This window comes from Parabacteroides sp. AF27-14, from assembly GCF_003635425.1.
GTDB classification, from domain to species: Bacteria; Bacteroidota; Bacteroidia; order Bacteroidales; family Tannerellaceae; genus Parabacteroides; species Parabacteroides distasonis.
In genome coordinates this window covers 76,473-95,435 of sequence record NZ_QTLZ01000011.1, presented here as the reverse complement: position 1 = coordinate 95,435, position 18,963 = coordinate 76,473, and the positions used below count along the sequence as shown (strand labels likewise).

General features: G+C 48.8%; 18 protein-coding genes. 16 read left to right on the top strand and 2 right to left on the bottom strand.

Features of this window, described 5'->3' with window-relative positions; translation table 11 throughout:
- Window positions 1-6 precede the first annotated feature (6 nt).
- Both DWY79_RS12910 and DWY79_RS12905 read left to right on the top strand, forming a co-directional pair.
- The gene (locus DWY79_RS12910; protein ID WP_005862143.1) at window positions 7-1,647 is read left to right on the top strand and encodes a dipeptidase; all 1,641 of its coding nucleotides are present in this window, start codon (window positions 7-9) and stop codon (window positions 1,645-1,647) included.
- 43 nt (window positions 1,648-1,690) lie between these two features.
- Window positions 1,691-2,173: a porin family protein gene (locus tag DWY79_RS12905; RefSeq protein WP_008772096.1), complete on the top strand. Its 483-nt coding sequence runs from the start codon at window positions 1,691-1,693 to the stop codon at window positions 2,171-2,173.
- Between the two features lie 260 nt (window positions 2,174-2,433).
- Here the strand turns inward: DWY79_RS12905 and DWY79_RS12900 are convergent, their stop codons facing one another.
- Window positions 2,434-3,072, bottom strand: coding sequence for an HAD family phosphatase (locus DWY79_RS12900; protein ID WP_005856741.1), 639 nt, complete (start codon window positions 3,070-3,072; stop codon window positions 2,434-2,436).
- Between the two features lie 112 nt (window positions 3,073-3,184).
- On the opposite strand from DWY79_RS12900, the gene DWY79_RS12895 reads away from it, so the two are divergent.
- From DWY79_RS12895 to DWY79_RS12855, 9 genes are all read left to right on the top strand, one after another.
- Window positions 3,185-3,994: a DUF1080 domain-containing protein gene (locus DWY79_RS12895; RefSeq protein ID WP_005856744.1), complete on the top strand. Its 810-nt coding sequence runs from the start codon at window positions 3,185-3,187 to the stop codon at window positions 3,992-3,994.
- 106 nt (window positions 3,995-4,100) lie between these two features.
- The gene (locus tag DWY79_RS12890) at window positions 4,101-5,402 is read left to right on the top strand and encodes a phenylacetate--CoA ligase family protein (protein WP_005856746.1); all 1,302 of its coding nucleotides are present in this window, start codon (window positions 4,101-4,103) and stop codon (window positions 5,400-5,402) included.
- A gap of 20 nt (window positions 5,403-5,422) precedes the next feature.
- Window positions 5,423-5,848 (top strand): hypothetical protein, encoded by a 426-nt coding sequence (locus DWY79_RS12885; RefSeq protein ID WP_005856748.1) that lies wholly within the window; start codon window positions 5,423-5,425, stop codon window positions 5,846-5,848.
- Between the two features lie 66 nt (window positions 5,849-5,914).
- Window positions 5,915-6,724, top strand: coding sequence for an outer membrane protein assembly factor BamD (locus tag DWY79_RS12880; protein WP_005856750.1), 810 nt, complete (start codon window positions 5,915-5,917; stop codon window positions 6,722-6,724).
- Window positions 6,725-6,748: 24 nt separating this feature from the next.
- Window positions 6,749-7,081 (top strand): DNA-directed RNA polymerase subunit omega, encoded by a 333-nt coding sequence (locus DWY79_RS12875; RefSeq protein WP_005856752.1) that lies wholly within the window; start codon window positions 6,749-6,751, stop codon window positions 7,079-7,081.
- A gap of 76 nt (window positions 7,082-7,157) precedes the next feature.
- Entirely contained in the window at window positions 7,158-7,619 is a 462-nt protein-coding gene (locus tag DWY79_RS12870) for a DUF4293 domain-containing protein (RefSeq protein WP_005862150.1), read from the top strand.
- Window positions 7,620-7,800: 181 nt separating this feature from the next.
- A complete protein-coding gene (locus DWY79_RS12865) occupies window positions 7,801-9,336 on the top strand; it encodes a sulfatase (RefSeq protein WP_122369454.1) in 1,536 nt (511 codons plus the stop codon).
- A 19-nt stretch (window positions 9,337-9,355) separates the two neighbouring features.
- Entirely contained in the window at window positions 9,356-10,348 is a 993-nt protein-coding gene (gene mgrA, locus DWY79_RS12860; protein ID WP_008772101.1) for an L-glyceraldehyde 3-phosphate reductase, read from the top strand.
- Between the two features lie 133 nt (window positions 10,349-10,481).
- Complete coding sequence (locus tag DWY79_RS12855; protein WP_122369453.1) at window positions 10,482-13,361, top strand: PD-(D/E)XK nuclease family protein; 2,880 nt, start codon at window positions 10,482-10,484, stop codon at window positions 13,359-13,361.
- Window positions 13,362-13,512: 151 nt separating this feature from the next.
- Here DWY79_RS12855 and DWY79_RS12850 read toward each other — a convergent pair whose 3' ends face one another.
- Complete coding sequence (locus DWY79_RS12850) at window positions 13,513-13,989, bottom strand: GAF domain-containing protein (RefSeq protein ID WP_022192137.1); 477 nt, start codon at window positions 13,987-13,989, stop codon at window positions 13,513-13,515.
- Window positions 13,990-14,051: 62 nt separating this feature from the next.
- Between DWY79_RS12850 and DWY79_RS12845 the strand changes: the two genes are divergently transcribed.
- The 5 genes from DWY79_RS12845 to DWY79_RS12825 are packed head-to-tail and all read left to right on the top strand — an operon-like array spanning window position 14,052 to window position 18,919.
- Window positions 14,052-15,401 carry an MATE family efflux transporter gene (locus DWY79_RS12845; protein ID WP_022192138.1) on the top strand — a complete coding sequence of 450 codons (1,350 nt, stop codon included), beginning with the start codon at window positions 14,052-14,054 and terminating at the stop codon, window positions 15,399-15,401.
- Window positions 15,391-16,419 carry an agmatine deiminase family protein gene (locus DWY79_RS12840; protein WP_122369452.1) on the top strand — a complete coding sequence of 343 codons (1,029 nt, stop codon included), beginning with the start codon at window positions 15,391-15,393 and terminating at the stop codon, window positions 16,417-16,419. The genes DWY79_RS12845 and DWY79_RS12840 overlap by 11 nt, the downstream gene beginning before the upstream one ends.
- Window positions 16,420-16,438: 19 nt before the next feature.
- Window positions 16,439-17,314 (top strand): carbon-nitrogen hydrolase, encoded by an 876-nt coding sequence (locus DWY79_RS12835; RefSeq protein WP_122369451.1) that lies wholly within the window; start codon window positions 16,439-16,441, stop codon window positions 17,312-17,314.
- On the top strand, window positions 17,314-18,321 hold the full coding sequence (locus tag DWY79_RS12830) for an aminodeoxychorismate synthase component I (RefSeq protein ID WP_122369450.1): 1,008 nt from the start codon (window positions 17,314-17,316) through the stop codon (window positions 18,319-18,321). The genes DWY79_RS12835 and DWY79_RS12830 overlap by 1 nt, the downstream gene beginning before the upstream one ends.
- Window positions 18,305-18,919: an aminotransferase class IV family protein gene (locus tag DWY79_RS12825; RefSeq protein WP_057326277.1), complete on the top strand. Its 615-nt coding sequence runs from the start codon at window positions 18,305-18,307 to the stop codon at window positions 18,917-18,919. The genes DWY79_RS12830 and DWY79_RS12825 overlap by 17 nt, the downstream gene beginning before the upstream one ends.
- The last annotated feature ends 44 nt before the right edge of the window (window positions 18,920-18,963 follow it).

The window sequence follows — 18,963 nt, the reverse complement described above, 5'->3', positions numbered from 1 at the left end:
ATTTATATGAAGAAGAGTTGGATTTTATTAACCGCTTGCGCCGCCCTGTTATCCGGGGTGGAGGCTATCGCCTGTACCGGTTTGCTGGTGGGCAAGAAGGCTTCGACAGACGGTTCGGTAATGATTAGTTATGCGGCGGACTCGCATTCCCTGTATGGGGAGATGTATCGTTGGCCCGCCGCTACATGGCCGAAGGGCGCCATGTTGGAAGTGAAGGAATGGGATACAGGGAAACCGCTGGGCAAGATCGCCCAAGTGGAGAAGACCTATTCCGTAGTGGGTAACATGAACGAGCATCAGGTGGCTATCACGGAGAGTACGTTCGGCGGACGCCATGAATTGGTGGATACGACGGGTATCATGGATTACGGTAGCTTGATCTACATCGCTTTGCAACGTTCCAAGTCGGCCCGTGAGGCGATTAAGGTCATGACGGACTTAGTAAAGGAATATGGCTATTACAGCAGTGGCGAGACGTTCTCTATCGCCGATAAGAACGAGGCTTGGGTGATGGAGATGATCGGTAAGGGACCGGGTAACAAAGGTGCCGTTTGGGTAGCGATCCGCATCCCGGACGATTGTATCTCGGCGCATGCCAACCAGTCCCGTATCCAGCAGATACCGTTTGACGATAAGGAGAATTGCATGTACTCGCCGGATGTGGTTTCTTTCGCCCGTGAGAAAGGATATTTCAAGGGAAAGGACGCTGATTTCAGTTTCGCCAAGGCTTATTGCCCGTATGATTTCAGCGCCTTGCGTGGATGCGAGGCTCGTGTATGGTCTTTCTTCCGTAAATATGATACCACGATGGATCAGTATATGGATTTTATCAAGGGTGATCCTTCCAAGGAGCCGATGCCTCTGTATGTGAAGCCGAATCGTAAGCTTTCCGTTCAAGACGTACAGAATGGCATGCGCGACCATTACGAGGGAACGGATCTGGATATGACGAAAGATGCCGGTGCCGGCTCGTATAAGGTTCCTTACCGCTGGCGGCCGATGACGTTCGAGGTAGACGGGCAGGAATATACGAATGAACGTGCCATAGCGACGCAACAAACGGGCTTCGTGATTGTTCCACAAATGCGTAACTGGTTGCCGGACGCTATCGGTGGTATCTTGTGGTTTGCCGTGGACGACGCTGATATGGCAGTCTTCACTCCTGTATATGGGTCGGTAACGGATGTTCCGGAGTGCTATCGGGTGGGAAACGGCGATTTGCTGAACTTCTCTTGGACTTCCGCTTTCTGGATTCATAACTGGGTGGCTAATATGGCTTACCACAAATATAGCTTCATGATTCAGGATATCCGTAAGGTACAGCAGGAGTTGGAGAATGGTTATCAAGAGACCGTACCGGCTATCGATAAGGCGGCTCAGGAGTTGTATGCCAAGGACCCGGCGGAGGCTGTCAAGTTCTTAACGTGGTATAGCACGACTAATTCAGACTCCGCTACCGCCCGCTGGAAGCAATTGGGTGAGTATTTGCTGGTAAAATACATCGATGGAAACGTGAAGAAAGAGGTGAACGGACAGTTCAAGCGTAATCCGTACGGCCAGCCCGCGTCTCCCGATTTTCCCGGATATGACGAGGACTATTACCGTAGCATCGTGAAGAGTGCCGGCGATCGACTGAAAGTAAAATAAATACCAATAATAATCTAATGTTGAACTAAACGAAAGAAAGCGTATGAAAAAGTTTGTAATGATGCTGATGTTAGCAGTCTTTAGTCTGGGAGCTTATGCGCAGACGCAGCAAGGACAATCTGCCGTGGGATTTAACATCGGTTATGGATTCGATTCGAAGAATGCCACGTTAGGAGTTGATTACCGCTATTGTATCACGGATGCAGTACGTTTGAGCCCCTCTCTTACTTATTTCGTAAAGAATGATAATCACAGCACTTGGGCGATCGACTTGAATGCTCATTATGTAGTGAAGTTAAGTGAGATGTTCGGTTTTTATCCATTAGCGGGGCTTAGTCTGTCCTTTTGGAATTGGGATGCGGGCCATGGCCTTTCTCATAACGAGACTCGTCTGGGAGCCAATATCGGTTTAGGCGGTGAGGTTTATGCTACCGACAATCTTTCGATAGGATTGGAGGTGAAGTATAATATCATCAAGGATTTCGATCAGGCCATGCTGGGTGTTCGCGTAGGATATAGTTTCTGATCCCAATATAGTCACAGCCCCACGGCAGTACTGCCGTGGGGTTACACCAGTACTGCTTCCGGCTCTCGCCGATACTGGTGTAGCCCATTGCCGGTACAGGCGTTTCCTTTATTCCTTCATTCCTTCACCGGCTCCTACACACACACACACGCACGTATACGCATACGCGTATTATTAATGTACGCATACATGTGTGTGGGTGTGTGTAAAGGGGTAGGTGAAGGAATGAAGGAAATAATCATTTCCTTTTTCTCGATTGCTTACCATCTCAAATAATCCTCGAACGTGACTTTCTCGAAATTGGGGATTACCTCATATACTTTATCTCTTAAAGATTCCGCCGGATTCGTCGTACTTAACCCGATGACACGCATCCCTGCGTCCTTCCCGGACTGTATGCCGTTGAAAGAATCCTCGAATACGATACAATCCTCGGGAGATACGTTCAAGTCTTTCGCCGCCAATAGATAACACATCGGATCGGGCTTACCTTGCGTGATGCGGTCGGCGGTCACTAGGGTATCGAATAGATTGTCCAGATGTAGAAGCCCGAAAGCCCGTTTCACCTTCGCGTTATCCGAGCTGGTAACCAAGCCTATCTGTACGCCGTGCTCCTTCAGCATACGGATGAACTCGATGGAGCCGGGCATGGGAGGCAAGGGCATCGTCTTCTCATACTCTGTAGATTCTTTGGTCACCATTTGGCGGAACTCCTCCGTATATCCGGAAAAATACTTCTCCAGAATATACGGTAGGGTCGTACCCTTTATAATATCAGCGAAATTATCGATACCTAAGCCATAACGTTTAGCGGCATCGTTCCAGAATAAATCGTAAATAGGTTCCGTATCTACTACTACGCCGTCAAAATCGAACAAGGCGGTCTTTAGTTGTTTCATATAAATAATCATTTAATATTTATATCGCGAAGATACGTCTATTTTTTATGAAATCGATTATCTTTGTGGACGCACACATTGCTTGATTATATACATTAAAAATAAATAAGACATGAAGACACTAGTAATTTGTACCGCCATGAGCGCTATGATCCTTTGCGCCTGCGGTGGAAAAAACACGCAAAGTACGGAAGAGACAGCTAAGGTAGTACCGATGGCCGTAATTACACCGGCGATCAATCAATTGACCGACCAAGAGAAAGCCGAGGGTTGGGCGCTCCTTTTTGATGGTAAGACAACGAAAGGCTGGCGTGGAGCGCACAAAGACGCTTTCCCGGATCACGGATGGATGGTGAAAGATGGCGAATTGATCGTGCAGAAATCCGACGGTAGCGAATCTACGAACGGAGGCGATATCGTTACGGAGGGTGAATATTCCGCCTTTGAGTTCAGCGTGGATTTTAAGATCACCGAAGGGGCCAACAGCGGTATTAAATACTTCGTGACCGAGCAAGAGAAGCAAAAAGGCTCCGCTTACGGCTTGGAGTTCCAGCTATTGGATGACGCTAAGCACCCGGATGCCAAGCTTTACACGACTTTCCCCGGTAGTCGTACCCTTGGAAGCTTGTATGATCTGAAGAAAAGCGAGAACATCCATTTCAACGGCGTAGGAGAGTGGAATACGGCCGTGGTGAAGGTATTCCCGAACAACCACGTAGAGCACTGGCTGAATGGTGTGAAGGTATTGGAGTACGAGCGTGGCAGCAAGGAGTTCCGTGATTTGGTGAAGGGCAGTAAATACGCTGATCCATCTTATAATGCGGGTGGTGCTTTCGGCGAGGCTCCGAAAGGACACATCCTTTTGCAGGATCATGGGGATGAGGTAGCGTTCCGCAATATCAAGGTGAAGGAGTTGAAATGATCGCCTCGTGACTAATTTTTCGTAACAAAAGGGTGCCGATTTAAAAAAAGTTGTTACTTTGCGGCGGATTTAGACTACTAACTTTAAAAGATAACAGACAAATACCATGATTTGGAACGAAACTATTGAATGTATGGACCGTGAGGAAATGCGGAAACTACAGAGCCTACGGTTGAAAAGAGTTGTTGAACATGCTTACCATAACTCCCCGTTTTATCGCAAGAAAATGCAGGAGATGGGCATTGCTCCCGACGATATACAGACAATAGATGATATAACGAAATTACCGTTCACGGTAAAACAAGACTTGCGTGATAACTATCCTTTCGGCTTGATGGCCGTGCCGATGTCCGAGATCGTCCGTCTGCATGCCTCTTCCGGTACGACAGGTAAGCCTATCGTCGTGGGATATACCCGTAAGGACTTGGGTATTTGGGCCGAGGTGGTGGCTCGTTGCCTGACCGCCTATGGTTTGACAAAGAACGATTCCGTGCAAGTATCCTATGGTTACGGAATGTTTACCGGAGGCTTGGGTGCCCATGCCGGAGTGGAGAATATCGGTGGTACGGTGATCCCGATGAGTAGCGGTAATACCCAGAAACAAATCCAGTTGATGCACGACTTCGGTGCGAAGGGTTTGGCTTGTACGCCCTCGTACGCCTTGTATCTGGCGGAGACCATCCACCAGTCCGGTATTCCCTTGGAGGAATTCCAGCTACGTGTCGGAGCGTTCGGTGCCGAGCCTTGGACGGAGAATATGCGTAAGGAATTAGAGACAAAACTAAATATCAAAGCTTACGATATCTATGGCTTGACGGAAATCTGCGGGCCGGGCGTTGGTGGCGAGTGTGAGTGCCAGAACGGTACCCACCTGTGGGAAGACCATTTCTTCCCGGAGATCGTGGACCCGAATACCTTACAACCGGTGGAACCGGGACAAGTAGGAGAGTTGGTCTTCACCACGCTTACGAAGGAGGGTATGCCGATGCTTCGTTACCGTACACGTGATTTGACCTCGCTGACTTACGAGAAGTGCGCCTGTGGACGTACGGCGGTTCGTATGGGACGTATTTTAGGTAGAAGTGACGATATGTTGATTATTCGTGGCGTAAATGTTTTCCCGTCTCAGGTAGAATCCGTAATTTTGGAGCTGCCGGAGTTTGAGGCGCATTACCTGATCGTGGTGGATCGTATGAACAATACCGATACCTTCCAGATACAGGTGGAGGTTCGCCAAGAATACTACTCGGACGAGATGAACAAGATGATCGCCTTGAAAAAGAAGATCGCCGCCCGCATGCAGAGCGTGATCGGTTTGCAACCGGACATCAAGATCGTGGAGCCGCGTAGTATCGAACGTAGTATGGGTAAGGCAAAACACGTGATCGATAAACGTAAGTTAGTATAACCTCTAAAAGATTAAGTACTATGTTAATAAAACAATTATCAATCTTTCTGGAAAACAAGAAAGGCCGTTTTACGGAAGTCGCCAAGATATTAGGGGAGGCAGGGGTCAATATGTCCGCTTTCACGGTAGCCGAGAATTCCGATTTCGGTATCCTTCGCCTAATCGTATCCGATACGGAGAAAGCGATATCCGTGCTTCGTGAAAAGTTATACGCTGTAAGCGTGGCCGACGTGGTATGCTTGCATTGTCCCAACCAGCCGGGAGCCTTGGCAAAGGCGATGGATATCATTACCTCGGCCGGGATCTTCATTGAATATATGTACGCTTTTTCTCAAGGCGACGCTGCTAACGTGATCATCCGTCCGGACGATGTCAATAAGTGCGCGGAGGTTTTGAAAGCGAATAAATTGGAATTGATCGCTGCTAGCGATTTATATAAGTTGTAAATATTAACGTTTTGGGTTTCATTTATTCGCCTAAAAGCACTAATTTTGCACGCTAAAAGTATGTGAATGAAAAAGGTTGTATTTTTACTGATGATGATGACAGTACTATTATCCTCTTGTGGAGAGTATAATAAGATACTGAAGAGCACGGATTACGAATTGAAATATTCGTACGCGAAGAAATACTTCAACGCGAAGCAATACTCGAAATCCGCTACTCTGCTGGATGAACTGGTTACAATCTTTAAAGGAACAGCTTATGCCGAGGAGTCCTTGTACTTGTTGGCGCAAAGCTATTACGGTCAGAAAGATTATCAGACGGCTTCGCAATACTTCGAGACCTATTATACGACCTATCCGAAAGGGGAGTTTACGGAATTATCCCGTTTCTATTCCGGTTATGGTTTGTATCTGGACTCTCCGGATCCCCGGTTAGACCAGTCGCAGACGTATAAGGCGATCGAGCAGTTGCAACTTTATTTGGAGTATTATCCGCAAAGTGAACGGGCCGAGGAAGCGCAGAACATCATGTTCGAGCTTCAGGAGAAGTTGGCTTACAAGGAATTGATGGCCACCCGCTTGTATTTCAATCTAGGTACCTATATGGGGAATAACTTCCAGTCTTGCGTGATCACGGCGCAGAACGCCTTGAAGAATTACCCGTATTCCAAGTATCGTGAGGAATTCATGTTCCTTATCATCCGTGCGAAGTACGAGTTGGCGCTAGTATCCGTAGAGGAGAAGTTGCAGGGCCGTTACCGGGATGTGGTTGACGAATATTACAACTACATGAACGAGTATCCGGAAGGTAACTACGTAAAGCAGGTAACGAAGTTCTACGACTATGCCAGCAAGCGAATTACAGATGCATATTAAGCGAATTTAATCAATAAAACGAAAATGGATTACAGAAAATCAAACGCTCCTACCAATACGGTAACCCGTGACATGATGAAGTTAAGTGAAGAAACGGGTAACGTATATGAGACAGTCGCTATCATTTCAAAACGGGCGAATCAGATTAGTGTTGAGATGAAACAAGATCTGGAAAAGAAACTTCAAGAGTTCGCTTCTTACAATGACAACTTGGAGGAAGTCTTTGAAAACCGTGAGCAGATCGAGATTTCACGCTACTATGAGAAACTTCCGAAATCAACGTTGATCGCCGCTCAAGAGTACGAGGATGGCAAGGTTTATTACAAGAATCCTGCTAAAGAGAAGAATAACTTCTAAGAAGAAATATTTTTGAACATCGGAAAGGCTGACCCTCAAATGAGTCGGCCTTTCCATTTAAAACGAACTAATTACCATGTTACAAAGAATACAAACTGTTTACCTGCTAATTATCGTGGCGCTTACGGTCGCTACCTTATTCTTGCCGTTGGCCGTGTTGCAACAAGGAGACGCTCTCTTTTCGTTCGATGCTAGCGGGTTGAGCACGATGATCGGTGAGCCGGAATTACTATACCCGGCATGGGGCTTATTTGCCTTGACTGCTATCATCGCTATCATTGCCTTAGTGACGATCTTCTTATATAAGAAAAGAATCCTGCAAATCCGTCTTTGCGTGTTCAACGCATTGCTGATATTGGGCTTTTATGGTTTCTTTGCCTTCTTGATCTATTCCTTGAAGGGGGATATGGAAGGTGCCAGCGTAAGTGTTAAGATCGCTCTTTCCTTCCCGTTGGTCAATCTGATCTTGGATTATCTGGCGATCCGTAATATCGGGGCCGATGAGGCGCTGGTACGTTCCTTGGATCGTTTGCGTTAAGGCTTTCCGGATAAATCATTGGGTATAAGATATTAGGTAAGGGACTCTTTTTGTCAAGGGCCCCTTATTTTATGTCCGGAAAAGTATAATACATAAGACAATATTATTTTGTATATGAAACAATATTGTTTTTCGGTGAAATATATCTACTTTCGTAGAATACAAATATCCGTTGCCTATCATGAAGAAGACTCAGTTTATTCCCATCGCTTTATTGTCGGTATCGGCGGTAGCGAACGCCCAGAGTGCCAGTCGTCCCCCGAATATCATCCTGTTCTTGGTGGATGATATGGGATGGGAGGATACGTCCTTACCTTTTTGGATCCAAAAGACGCATTATAATGAGGTATATGAGACCCCGAACATGGAGCGATTGGCGAAAGGGGGCATGATGTTTACCCAAGCCTACGCTAGTAGTATCAGCTCGCCTACCCGTTGCAGCTTGATCACGGGGACGAACGCCGCCCGTCACCGGGTTACGAACTGGACACTTTTTAAGGATAAGACGACCGACCGGGAGAGTGATGTGCTAACCCTGCCGGATTGGAATTATAACGGCGTGGCCCAAGTGGGTGGGACGAATAATACGTTTGTGGGTACTTCATTCGTGCAGATATTGAAGAATAACGGATATCACACGATCCATTGCGGCAAGGCGCATTTCGGGGCGATCGATACCCCGGGGGAGGACCCGCATCATTGGGGATTCGAGGTCAATATAGCCGGGCATGCCGCCGGAGGTCTCGCCAGTTACCTCGGCGAGAATAATTACGGGCATACCAAGGATGGTAAACCTTACGCTCCGAACGCTATCCCCGGATTGGAAAAGTATTGGGGAAGCGACACCTTCGCTACGGAGGCCCTAACGCAGGAGGCGATCAAGGCGTTGGACAAGGCTAAGAAATATAACCAGCCGTTTTACCTATATATGTCTCATTATGCGATCCATATCCCGATTGATAAGGACAAGCGTTTCTACCAGAAATATATCGATAAGGGGTTAACGGCTAAAGAGGCGGCTTACGCTGCCTTGATAGAGGGTATGGATAAGAGTCTGGGCGATTTGATGGACTGGTTGGAGAAGAATGGCGAGGCGGATAACACGATCGTGATCTTCATGAGCGATAACGGTGGTCTTTCCAGCGAGCCCGGATGGCGTGACGGCGAGATCCATACACAAAACTATCCCTTGAACAGTGGTAAAGGCTCCGCCTATGAGGGAGGAGTCCGTGAGCCTATGATCGTGCGTTGGCCGGGGGTGGTGAAGCCGGGAAGCAAATGTGATAAATACTTGATTATCGAGGATTTCTATCCAACTATCTTGGAGATGGCAGGCATAAAGGGGTATAAGACCGTACAGCCGATAGATGGCGTCAGTTTCATGCCTTTATTAAAAGGTACGGGAGATCCTTCCGTGGGACGTAGCTTATTCTGGAACTGCCCGAATATATGGGGTAATGACGGGCCGGGAATCGGTCCGACTTGCTCGGTTCGTAATGGAGACTGGAAACTGATCTATTATTACGAGACGGGGAAGAAGGAATTGTTTAATATCACGGAGGATATAGGGGAACATAATGACGTGGCAAGGCAGCATCCCGATATCGTAAAGCGTCTGTCCGGGGAATTGGGTACGTATTTACGGAAAGTGGACGGGCAACGTCCGTCGTTTAAGGCGACAGGCAAACCGGTTCCTTGGCCGGATGAGATATATTAATTAAAAAAAGAAAGAGCATATGGAGTTTTACAAAGCGGAAGAGAATCGCTATGCGGATATGATATATCGGCGGTGCGGACGGAGCGGTATCTTATTGCCGGCCGTTTCCTTGGGATTGTGGCACAACTTTGGTAGTGTGGATGTGTTCAGTAATTTTATCCAGATCGCTCACGCCGCATTCGATCATGGCGTGACTCATTTCGACTTGGCGAATAACTATGGTCCGGCCTACGGATCGGCGGAGGAGAATTTTGGCCGGATATTGAAGAAGGGCTTGGGCGCTTATCGGGATGAGATGATTATCTCTACGAAGGCGGGCTACGATATGTGGCCGGGACCGTATGGGAACTGGGGAAGCCGTAAATATTTAATGGCTAGCTTGGATCAGAGCTTGAAACGGATGGGACTGGAATACGTGGATATCTTTTACTCCCATCGTCCGGACCCGGAGACTCCGATCGAGGAGACGATGGGGGCCTTGGCTGATATCGTCCGGCAAGGAAAGGCTTTGTATGTAGGTATCTCCAACTATGATGCGGACCAGACCCGTAAGGCCTTGGCCGTACTGAAAGAACATAAGGTGCCTTGCTTGATTCACCAAGCCCGCTATTCGATGTTCGATCGTTGGACGGAACCGGATTTATTGCCTGTATTGAAGGAAGAGGGTGTGGGTATGATAGCGTTCTCGCCGTTGGCGCAAGGCTTGCTTACGGATAAGTATTTGCGTGGAATTCCGGAGAATTCCCGTGCGGCGAAATCGACCGGTCATTTGCAGACCTCTCAAGTTACCCCGGAGGCCGTGGAAAAGGCCCGTAAGCTAAACGAGGTAGCCGCCCGCCGTGGACAGACCTTGGCGGAGATGGCGCTCGCTTGGTTATTAAAGGACGAACGGGTAACTAGCGTATTAATTGGCGCCAGCTCTGTCGCCCAATTAATGGATAACCTGAAGGCGTTAGATAATATCTCTTTCTCCGGGGAAGAATTGCAGGAGATAGAGAACATCTTAATATAACGTGAATCGTATCCGATTGTAGAGACGGGGCGTGCCCCGTCTCATCCCCTCAAAAGAGTATTTAAAGTTACTATTAGATGGTGGAAGACGGGGCACGCCCCGTCTCTACAAGCCTGTATAAATTTTAGAATAAATGAAACCGTTCTTATATCAAGTAGCGTCTCTTTTTTACGAGAAATGGGGGGCGGAGGTCAGTTGTCTGGCCTTTGTTTTCCCAAACCGGCGTACGGGGCTTTTCTTCCAGAAATATCTCTCGGAGGTAGCCGATACCCCCCTTTTCTCTCCGACAATCCTTACGATCAACGATCTCTTTATCCAGTTGAGCGGAAAACAATCCGCCGACCGGATCAGTATGCTTTTTACCCTGTACGACATCTACATCCGCCAAAGCGGTTCCACCGAGACTTTCGATGAATTCCTGTATTGGGGCGAGATGTTGCTCAACGACTTCGACGATATTGATAAGTACATGGCAAATGCCCGCATGCTATTCAGTAACGTGACGGACCTACGGGAGATAGAGAATGATTTCGATTTCTTAAGTGATGAGCAGATCGCCGCTATCCGTAGTTTCTGGTCCAGCTTTTATCCCCGGGGCGATACGCCGAACCAGCAACAGTTCTTGGCGGTCTGGCAAGTGCTATACGATCTCTATGAGGAATTCCGTGCGACCTTGGCCGCCGAGGGAAAAGGCTACGAGGGCATGATCTTCCGGGAGGTCGTGGAAAGCATGGAACGGGGCGAGTCTCCGGATTTACCTTACGAGCAAATTGTCTTCGTCGGTTTGAACGCCTTGTCCGTATCGGAAGAACGTTTCTTAGCCCAGTTGCAGAAGCGGGAGATAGCGGATTTCTATTGGGATTATGTATCCGATAAGGTAACCGATCCGGATAATAAGGCTTCTTACTTCGTCTCCCGTAACTTGAAGAGCTTCCCTTCCTCGATGAAATTACCCCCCGAGGAGAAGGTAAAGACTGAGATCGAGGTGATCGGCATCCCTTCCGGTATCGGGCAGGCCAAGCACGTCTACACCCTGTTGAGCGATTGGTGCAAGGAAGCGGAGATGAGCTCGGAAGAAGCCCTGCGTACGGCGGTGATCTTGCCCGATGAGCATCTGTTGATCCCGGTGCTGAACGCCATACCGGAGCAAATCCGGCGTATCAACGTCACGATGGGTTATCCCTTGGCGGGAACCCCGGTCGCCTCGTTGATCGAGTATATCTTGGCGTTGCAGAAGAACGTACGCTACATAGACCGGAATCCGTTGTTCTATTTTCGTGACGTGCTGCCGGTATTGAACCATCGCTACATCCTCTCCACCTCACCGGAGATTATTTCCTCCTTAGTGAAAGAAATCACGGAGAACAACAAGATCTATATCTCGCATACGGAGTTAGGGAAAACGCCTTTGCTAGAAATCCTGTTCACGCCGGTGACAGGGGTGGAGGCCTTCTCGGACTATCTGATCAAGGTGTTGGAAGAGCTGAACAAGGTTATGTCCGCCCTTTCCGATGAAGAAGAGGAGGACGCTACCCTACGGACGAACGATTTGGAGCAAGAGTTCATCTTCCATTATTTCACCACGGTAAACCGCATGAAAGAGGTAATGAAAGACGCTCGTATAGAGATGAAAATAGATACCTTCTTCCGCCTATTGAAGCGGGTGACTGATACGATCACGATCCCCTTCCACGGCGAGCCGCTTTCCGGCCTCCAGATTATGGGTGTGCTCGAGACCCGTGCCTTGGATTTCGACCGTCTGATTATCTTATCCATGAACGAGGGTATTTTCCCGCAGCGGAAAGCGGCGAACTCCTTTATCCCTTATAACCTACGCAGGGGTTTCGGGTTGCCTACCTACGAGCATCAAGATAGCGTATGGGCCTACCATTTCTATCGTTTGATAGAGCGTGCCAGCCACGTGAGCCTTTTATACGATACCCGCAGCAACGGATTGCAGACGGGAGAGGTAAGTCGCTTTGTTCACCAGCTGCATTATCATTACGAGGTGCCGATGCGAGATAAATTGGTGGTCTATAACGTATCTTCCTCCAAGACCCCGCCATTGGCCGTGCCGAAAAGGGAGGATATCATGCGCCGTTTAGACGCTTACCGGAAAGGGGGGAGCAAGGCGATCTCGGCGAGCGCTATCAATACGTATCTGGATTGCCCGTTGAAATTCTATTTTTCCGTCGTGGAAGGCATTCGAGAGGAAGAGGAGGTGAGCGAGACGATCGAGAGCGATGTATTCGGAAGTATCTTACATAAAGTGATGGAGGAGCTTTACAAGCCGTTCCAAGGGAAGATGGTTACCGTGGATTTGCTGAAAGCGATCCGTAAGGATACGGCCTTGCTTACCGGAGCTATCGCCCGGGCTTTCGCCAGCGAGTTTTTCAAGACAGAGGTGGTTCGCTCCCTTACCGGACAAAACTACCTGATCGGCGAGATGATCCGCAAATACGTGGAGAAAATCTTGGAGCGTGACGGCAAGCTGACCCCTTTCGTTTACATCGAGTCCGAGCGTAAGATAAACGGTCTGATCAGCCTTTCCGACCATTCCGAGATCCGGTTGAAAGGCTTTATCGACCGTGTGGACGAGGTTCGCGACGCTATCCGTATCATCGATTACAAGAGCGGTAGCGGAACTACGACTTTCAGTAGTATCGAGAGCCTATTCAACAAGGAGGAGAAAGATCGTGCGAAAGCCGTGATGCAGGTATTCATGTATTGCTGGATGTACGCCCATCTCACCGAGAACAAAGGAAAGACGATACAACCGGGCATTTATTACGTCCGTTCCCTTTTCGCCGATCCGTTCGACCCATCTGTCTACCACCGTATCGAACGGGGGAAGTCGGAGAAGGTAGAGGATTTCTCCGGTTATGCCCAAGCGTTCGAGGAGGGGTTGCGAGGCTGCTTGGACGAGATCTTCAATCCAGAAATTCCCTTTACGCAAACCCCTACGGGGAAGGCTTGTTCTTATTGTCCGTTCAAGGGTATTTGCGGTAAGTAGCATTTGTCCCGGTACTTCTGGGAGAGTACCGGAGTACTCCTTGTAAAGTACTGTGGTATTTCTCCGGATAGTACTGGAGTACTCCTTACAAAGTACTGCGGTACCTCTTAGGCAGTACTGCGGTACCTCTTGCGAAGTACTGAGGCGAGGCTTACTGATGAGGAAGCAATTCCACTATCTTTTCCAAAAAGATCTGATCTGTCTCATTAAAACTGTCTAATTTGTCGCTGTCTATATCCAGAACGGCGATTACCTTATCCTCCCATATCACCGGAACCACGATCTCCGAGCGTGAAGCGGAGCTACAAGCGATATGTCCCGGGAAAGCGTCTACGTCCGGTACGATGATCGTACGGGTCTCTTTCCAGGCCGTGCCGCATACCCCTTTTCCGTATTTTATACGTGTACAGGCGATAGGGCCTTGAAAAGGCGCTAATACCAACTGATTGTCTATGACCCGGTAGAAACCTACCCAAAAGAAACCGAAAGTCTGCTTGAGTGCTGCGGCGATGTTCGCCATGTTAGCGATTAGGTCGGTCTCGTTACCTACCAATGAGGCGATTTGCGGGAGCAACGTCTCATACATTTCCTGTTTATCACCGTTTTTAATCCGTAGTTCCTCTGCCATATTTAAACTATTATAAGGTCGCGAATATAAAGAATAAATCGAAATATCCGTATCTTTGCGGCATGACAAAACAAAATTCTCCATTGGTATTAGGGACCGAGCCTATCGGTAAATTACTTACGCAATATGCGATTCCTGCGATTATCGCAATGACAGCTTCTTCTTTATATAATATGGCCGATAGCATTTTTATTGGCCATGGAGTGGGGGCGTTAGCGATTTCCGGCCTAGCCTTGACCTTTCCGTTGATGAACTTGGCGGCCGCCTTCGGTTCGTTGGTGGGAGTCGGCGCCTCTACGTTGGTGGCCGTGAAGCTGGGGCAGAAAGATTATGAGGGGGCGAATAAGGTGTTGGGGAATGTGTTGATCTTGAATGTGGTTTTGGGTGTCGCTTTCACGATCGCTTTCTTGTTCTTGCTTGATCCCGTGCTGTACTTTTTCGGTGCTAGTGAGAACACGATCTCATATGCCCGTGATTATATGCGGATTATTCTGTATGGCAATGTGGTTACGCATATGTATCTGGGATTAAATGCGGTCTTGCGCTCCTCGGGCTTCCCGAAGATGGCGATGTATGCTACGTTGGCGTCGGTCGTTATCAATTGCGCCTTGAATCCGTTGTTTATCTTTGGGTTTGGATGGGGTATAAAGGGGTCGGCTTGGGCGACGGTGATCTCGCAGGTGATCTCGCTTACCGGGCAGTTGATTCATTTCTCGGGACCGAAACAACTCCTTCATTTCAAGAAAGGTATTTATAGGCTGCGCTCGGAGATCGTGAAAGGTATCTTGTCGATCGGTTTATCTCCGTTCTTGATGAACCTTTGTTCCTGCTTGATCGTGATCCTTATCAACCGGGGATTGAAAGAGCATGGGGGAGATATGGCGATTGGCGCTTATGGTATCGTGAACCGTATCGCTTTTCTTTTCGTGATGATTATCATGGGATTTAATCAGGGTATGCAACCGATAGCCGGTTATAATTATGGTGCCCGGCTCTATTCCCGGGTGACGGACGTGACCCGGCTGACGATGCGCTGGGCGGTAGGAGTGGCTACGCTGGGGTTCTTGCTTTGCCAGTTGGTGCCGTCGTGGATCGTCCGTATGTTTACGAGTGACGGAGAGTTGATCAGTGCCGCCTCTTATGGCCTGCACATCGTCTTCGCCGTATTCCCGATCGTGGGCTTCCAGATGGTGGCGACTAACTTCTTCCTTTCCATCGGCATGTCTAAGAAAGCGATCTTTCTCTCCTTGACCCGGCAGATGCTCTTCTTGATACCCTGTTTAATCCTCCTCCCCCCGTTATTCGGAACTCTCGGTGTCTGGATCAGTATGCCTATCGCCGACACGGTGGCGGCGATCGTGACAGCGATCGTGCTTGTGAAACAATTTAAACAATTCAAATATGGAACATAACGTGATATTACCTGCGGAATGGTATCCGCAAAGTGCCGTGCAGCTTACGTGGCCGCATGAGAATACGGATTGGGCCCCGATATTGGACGAGGTGATTCCTTGCTTCGTGGCTATCGCCAAGGAAGTGATCAAGCGAGAGAAGTTATTGATTGTCTGTCCGGACGAGACCGCCGTACGTGAACAATTGGGTGAGGTTGATTACGACCGTGTCATTTTTCGTGAGATGAATACGAACGATACGTGGGCACGGGATCACGGGGGAATTTCCGTCTTCGATGAGGGAACGCCCATGCTTTATGATTTCGTGTTCAATGGCTGGGGAATGAAGTTTGCCGCCAATCATGATAATTTGATTACCCGTAATCTTTGTCATATGAAGACCTTCTCCGACGAGGTGGTGCCCGCTAATATGCAACCTTTCGTGCTGGAAGGCGGTAGTATCGAATCGGATGGGAAAGGTACGTTGATGACTACCGTTGAGTGTCTGGCATCCGTAAACCGTAATGAGTATTTGCAACAAGAGGAATTGGAACGTTATTTGAAAGACATATTTGGCTTGGATCGTATCCTTTGGATTACCAGCGGTTATTTAGCCGGGGACGATACGGATAGCCACGTGGATACTCTCGCCCGTTTTTGTAGCGAGGATACGATCGCTTATGTCCGCTGCGAGGATGAGGAAGACGAGCATTATGAGGAACTGAAGGCGATGGAGGAGGAGATCAAGGAGTTTACTAGGGCGAATGGTGAGCCTTATCGTCTGATTCCACTTCCGATGGCGGATCAGGTGGAATGGGAAGGGGAACGCTTGCCCGCTACCTACGCTAATTTCCTGATCATGAATGGGGCCGTATTGGTTCCGTTCTATGACTCACCGAAGGATGAGATCGCTAAAGCGGCTTTGCGGGAGGCGTTCCCGGACCGTGAGATCGTGGGTATCAATTGCCTTCCGCTTATCAAGCAACACGGTTCCCTGCATTGCGTAACGATGCAGTATCCGGAAAGCTTTATCGAATAACAACTACAACCAATTAAATATGAAAGTAGGATTAATACAACAAAAGAATACCGCTGATAGAGCGGCGAATATAGAGAAGCTAAAGGTAAATATCCGTAAAGCTGCCCGGGAGGGAGCGGAATTGGTCGTCTTGCAAGAACTGCATAACGGCCTGTATTTCTGCCAGACGGAAGATACGAGTATGTTTGACTTGGTGGAGACGATCCCCGGCCCATCGACGGAAACCTTCGGTGCCTTGGCGAAAGAATTGGGTATCGTCTTGGTGCTTTCCCTTTTCGAGAAGCGTGCCCCGGGCCTGTACCATAACACGGCCGTCGTCTTGGAAAAAGACGGTACGATCGCCGGAAAATACCGCAAGATGCATATCCCGGATGACCCCGCTTATTACGAGAAGTTCTATTTTACCCCCGGTGATTTAGGCTTTGAGCCTATCAATACCTCTGTGGGGCGTCTTGGTGTGTTGGTTTGCTGGGATCAATGGTATCCGGAAGCAGCCCGTTTGATGGCTATGCGTGGCGCCGAGATGTTGATCTATCCGACCGCTATCGGCTGGGAAAGTAGCGATACGCAGGAAGAGAAGGACCGTCAGTTGGGTGCGTGGGTGACCATACAGCGGGGACATGCCGTGGCGAACGGACTCCCGGTCATTTCCGTAAATCGTACCGGGCATGAGCCGGACCCTTCGGGACAAACGGGCGGTATCCGGTTTTGGGGAAACAGTTTTGTGGCCGGTCCCCAAGGTGAGCTATTAACCGTATTCCCGAATGACGAGGAGGAGGTACGTGTGATAGAGATCGACAAGACTCGCAGTGAGAACGTGCGTCGTTGGTGGCCTTTCTTCCGGGATCGCCGTATCGATGCGTTTGGTGGTTTGACAGAACGATTTTTAGTATAATGACCGAATACACGCAAGAAGAGGCCGTCTTCCGCATGAACGAAATGGGGAAAGCGGGACGGCCTTTCCTTTTTATCATTGATTATAAACGAGAGCGGATCTACGTGGAGAGTCCGAAAGAGATCGCTCCCTCCGAGTTATTGTACGATTTGAACGGCTTTACGAATACAAATCATGAATGTAACTTGCGGGATTCCTCTCATCTTATATCCGGAGAACCTGTTGAATGGCAACCCTCGTATGTTTCTTTCGAGGAGTATGCCCATTCATTCGAGACCGTTTCCCGGCATATCCATGCGGGTAATTCTTATTTGGTAAACTTGACATGCGCTACTCCGGTATATACGAACCTCTCCTTGAAAGATATCTTTTACCATTCCAAGGCGATGTATAAGCTTTGGATGCGGGATCGTTTCGTGGTATTCTCGCCCGAGATATTCGTGCGGACGCGGGATGGTCTCATCTATTCGTATCCCATGAAAGGTACGATCGACGCTACGCTGCCCGATGCCCGGAGATGTATCCTTGATGATCCCAAGGAAGCGGCGGAGCATGCCACGATCGTGGATTTGATCCGGAATGACTTGAGTATCGTAGCCTCCGAGGTTTGTGTTCCCCGGTATCGTTATATTGATGAATTGCGTACGCATAACGGAAGTTTGTTACAGGTCAGTTCTGAGATAAGAGGCCGGTTGCCGGAGGGATGGAACGGCCATGTCGGGGAGATTTTGTTCAGCCTCTTGCCTGCCGGCTCCATCACGGGCGCTCCCAAGAAAAAGACCTTGGAGATCATCGCCGAGGCGGAAACCTATGAGCGAGGCTTCTATACGGGGGTGATGGGGTATTTTGACGGCCAAGATTTAGACAGCGCCGTGATGATCCGTTTTATGGAACAAGTCTCTCCCCGTTCGTTTATTTTCAAGAGCGGTGGGGGAATCACCTCTAAAAGTGAGGTGAGATCGGAGTATAACGAGATGAAACAAAAAGTATATGTGCCCATCTATTGAGACCTTATCTGGGAGTCCGTTTGTGGAGACGATCCGTATCGAGAAGGGACGGATACATAACCTTCCGTACCATAATGCCCGGATGAACCGTACCCGCAGGGAGCTATTCGGAGCGAGAGAAGAAATTGATCTCGCGGGTTATATTCATCCGGGGCCTCATCAAGAACGTACCAAATGCCGGGTGGAATATACCCGTGAGGTCTTAAAGGTAGAATACGTTCCTTACCGTATGCGTCCGGTTCATTCCTTGCGATTGGTTACATGCGATGAGATCGATTATTCCTATAAGAGTACGGATCGTCAATGCCTAAATGATTTATTCGCCCAACGAGCGGGACATGACGATATCTTGATAATCCGTGACGGTTTGCTGACCGATACTTCCATTTGTAATGTCGCCCTTTGGAATGGCACCTCTTGGATCACTCCCGCACGCCCTTTGTTATGCGGTACGATGCGTGCTTACTTATTGGATAAAGGCTTGGTACAGGCCGGGGATATCCCGGTAGGGGATCTGCCTAAGTATACCCGGATCCGTCTGTTTAACGCCTTGATCGGGTTCGGTGAAATCGATGAGATCACGCGTATATACGTATGACCCTACGCGAGTATCGGCGTGGCCCTGTGCCTATATAGGTAAGG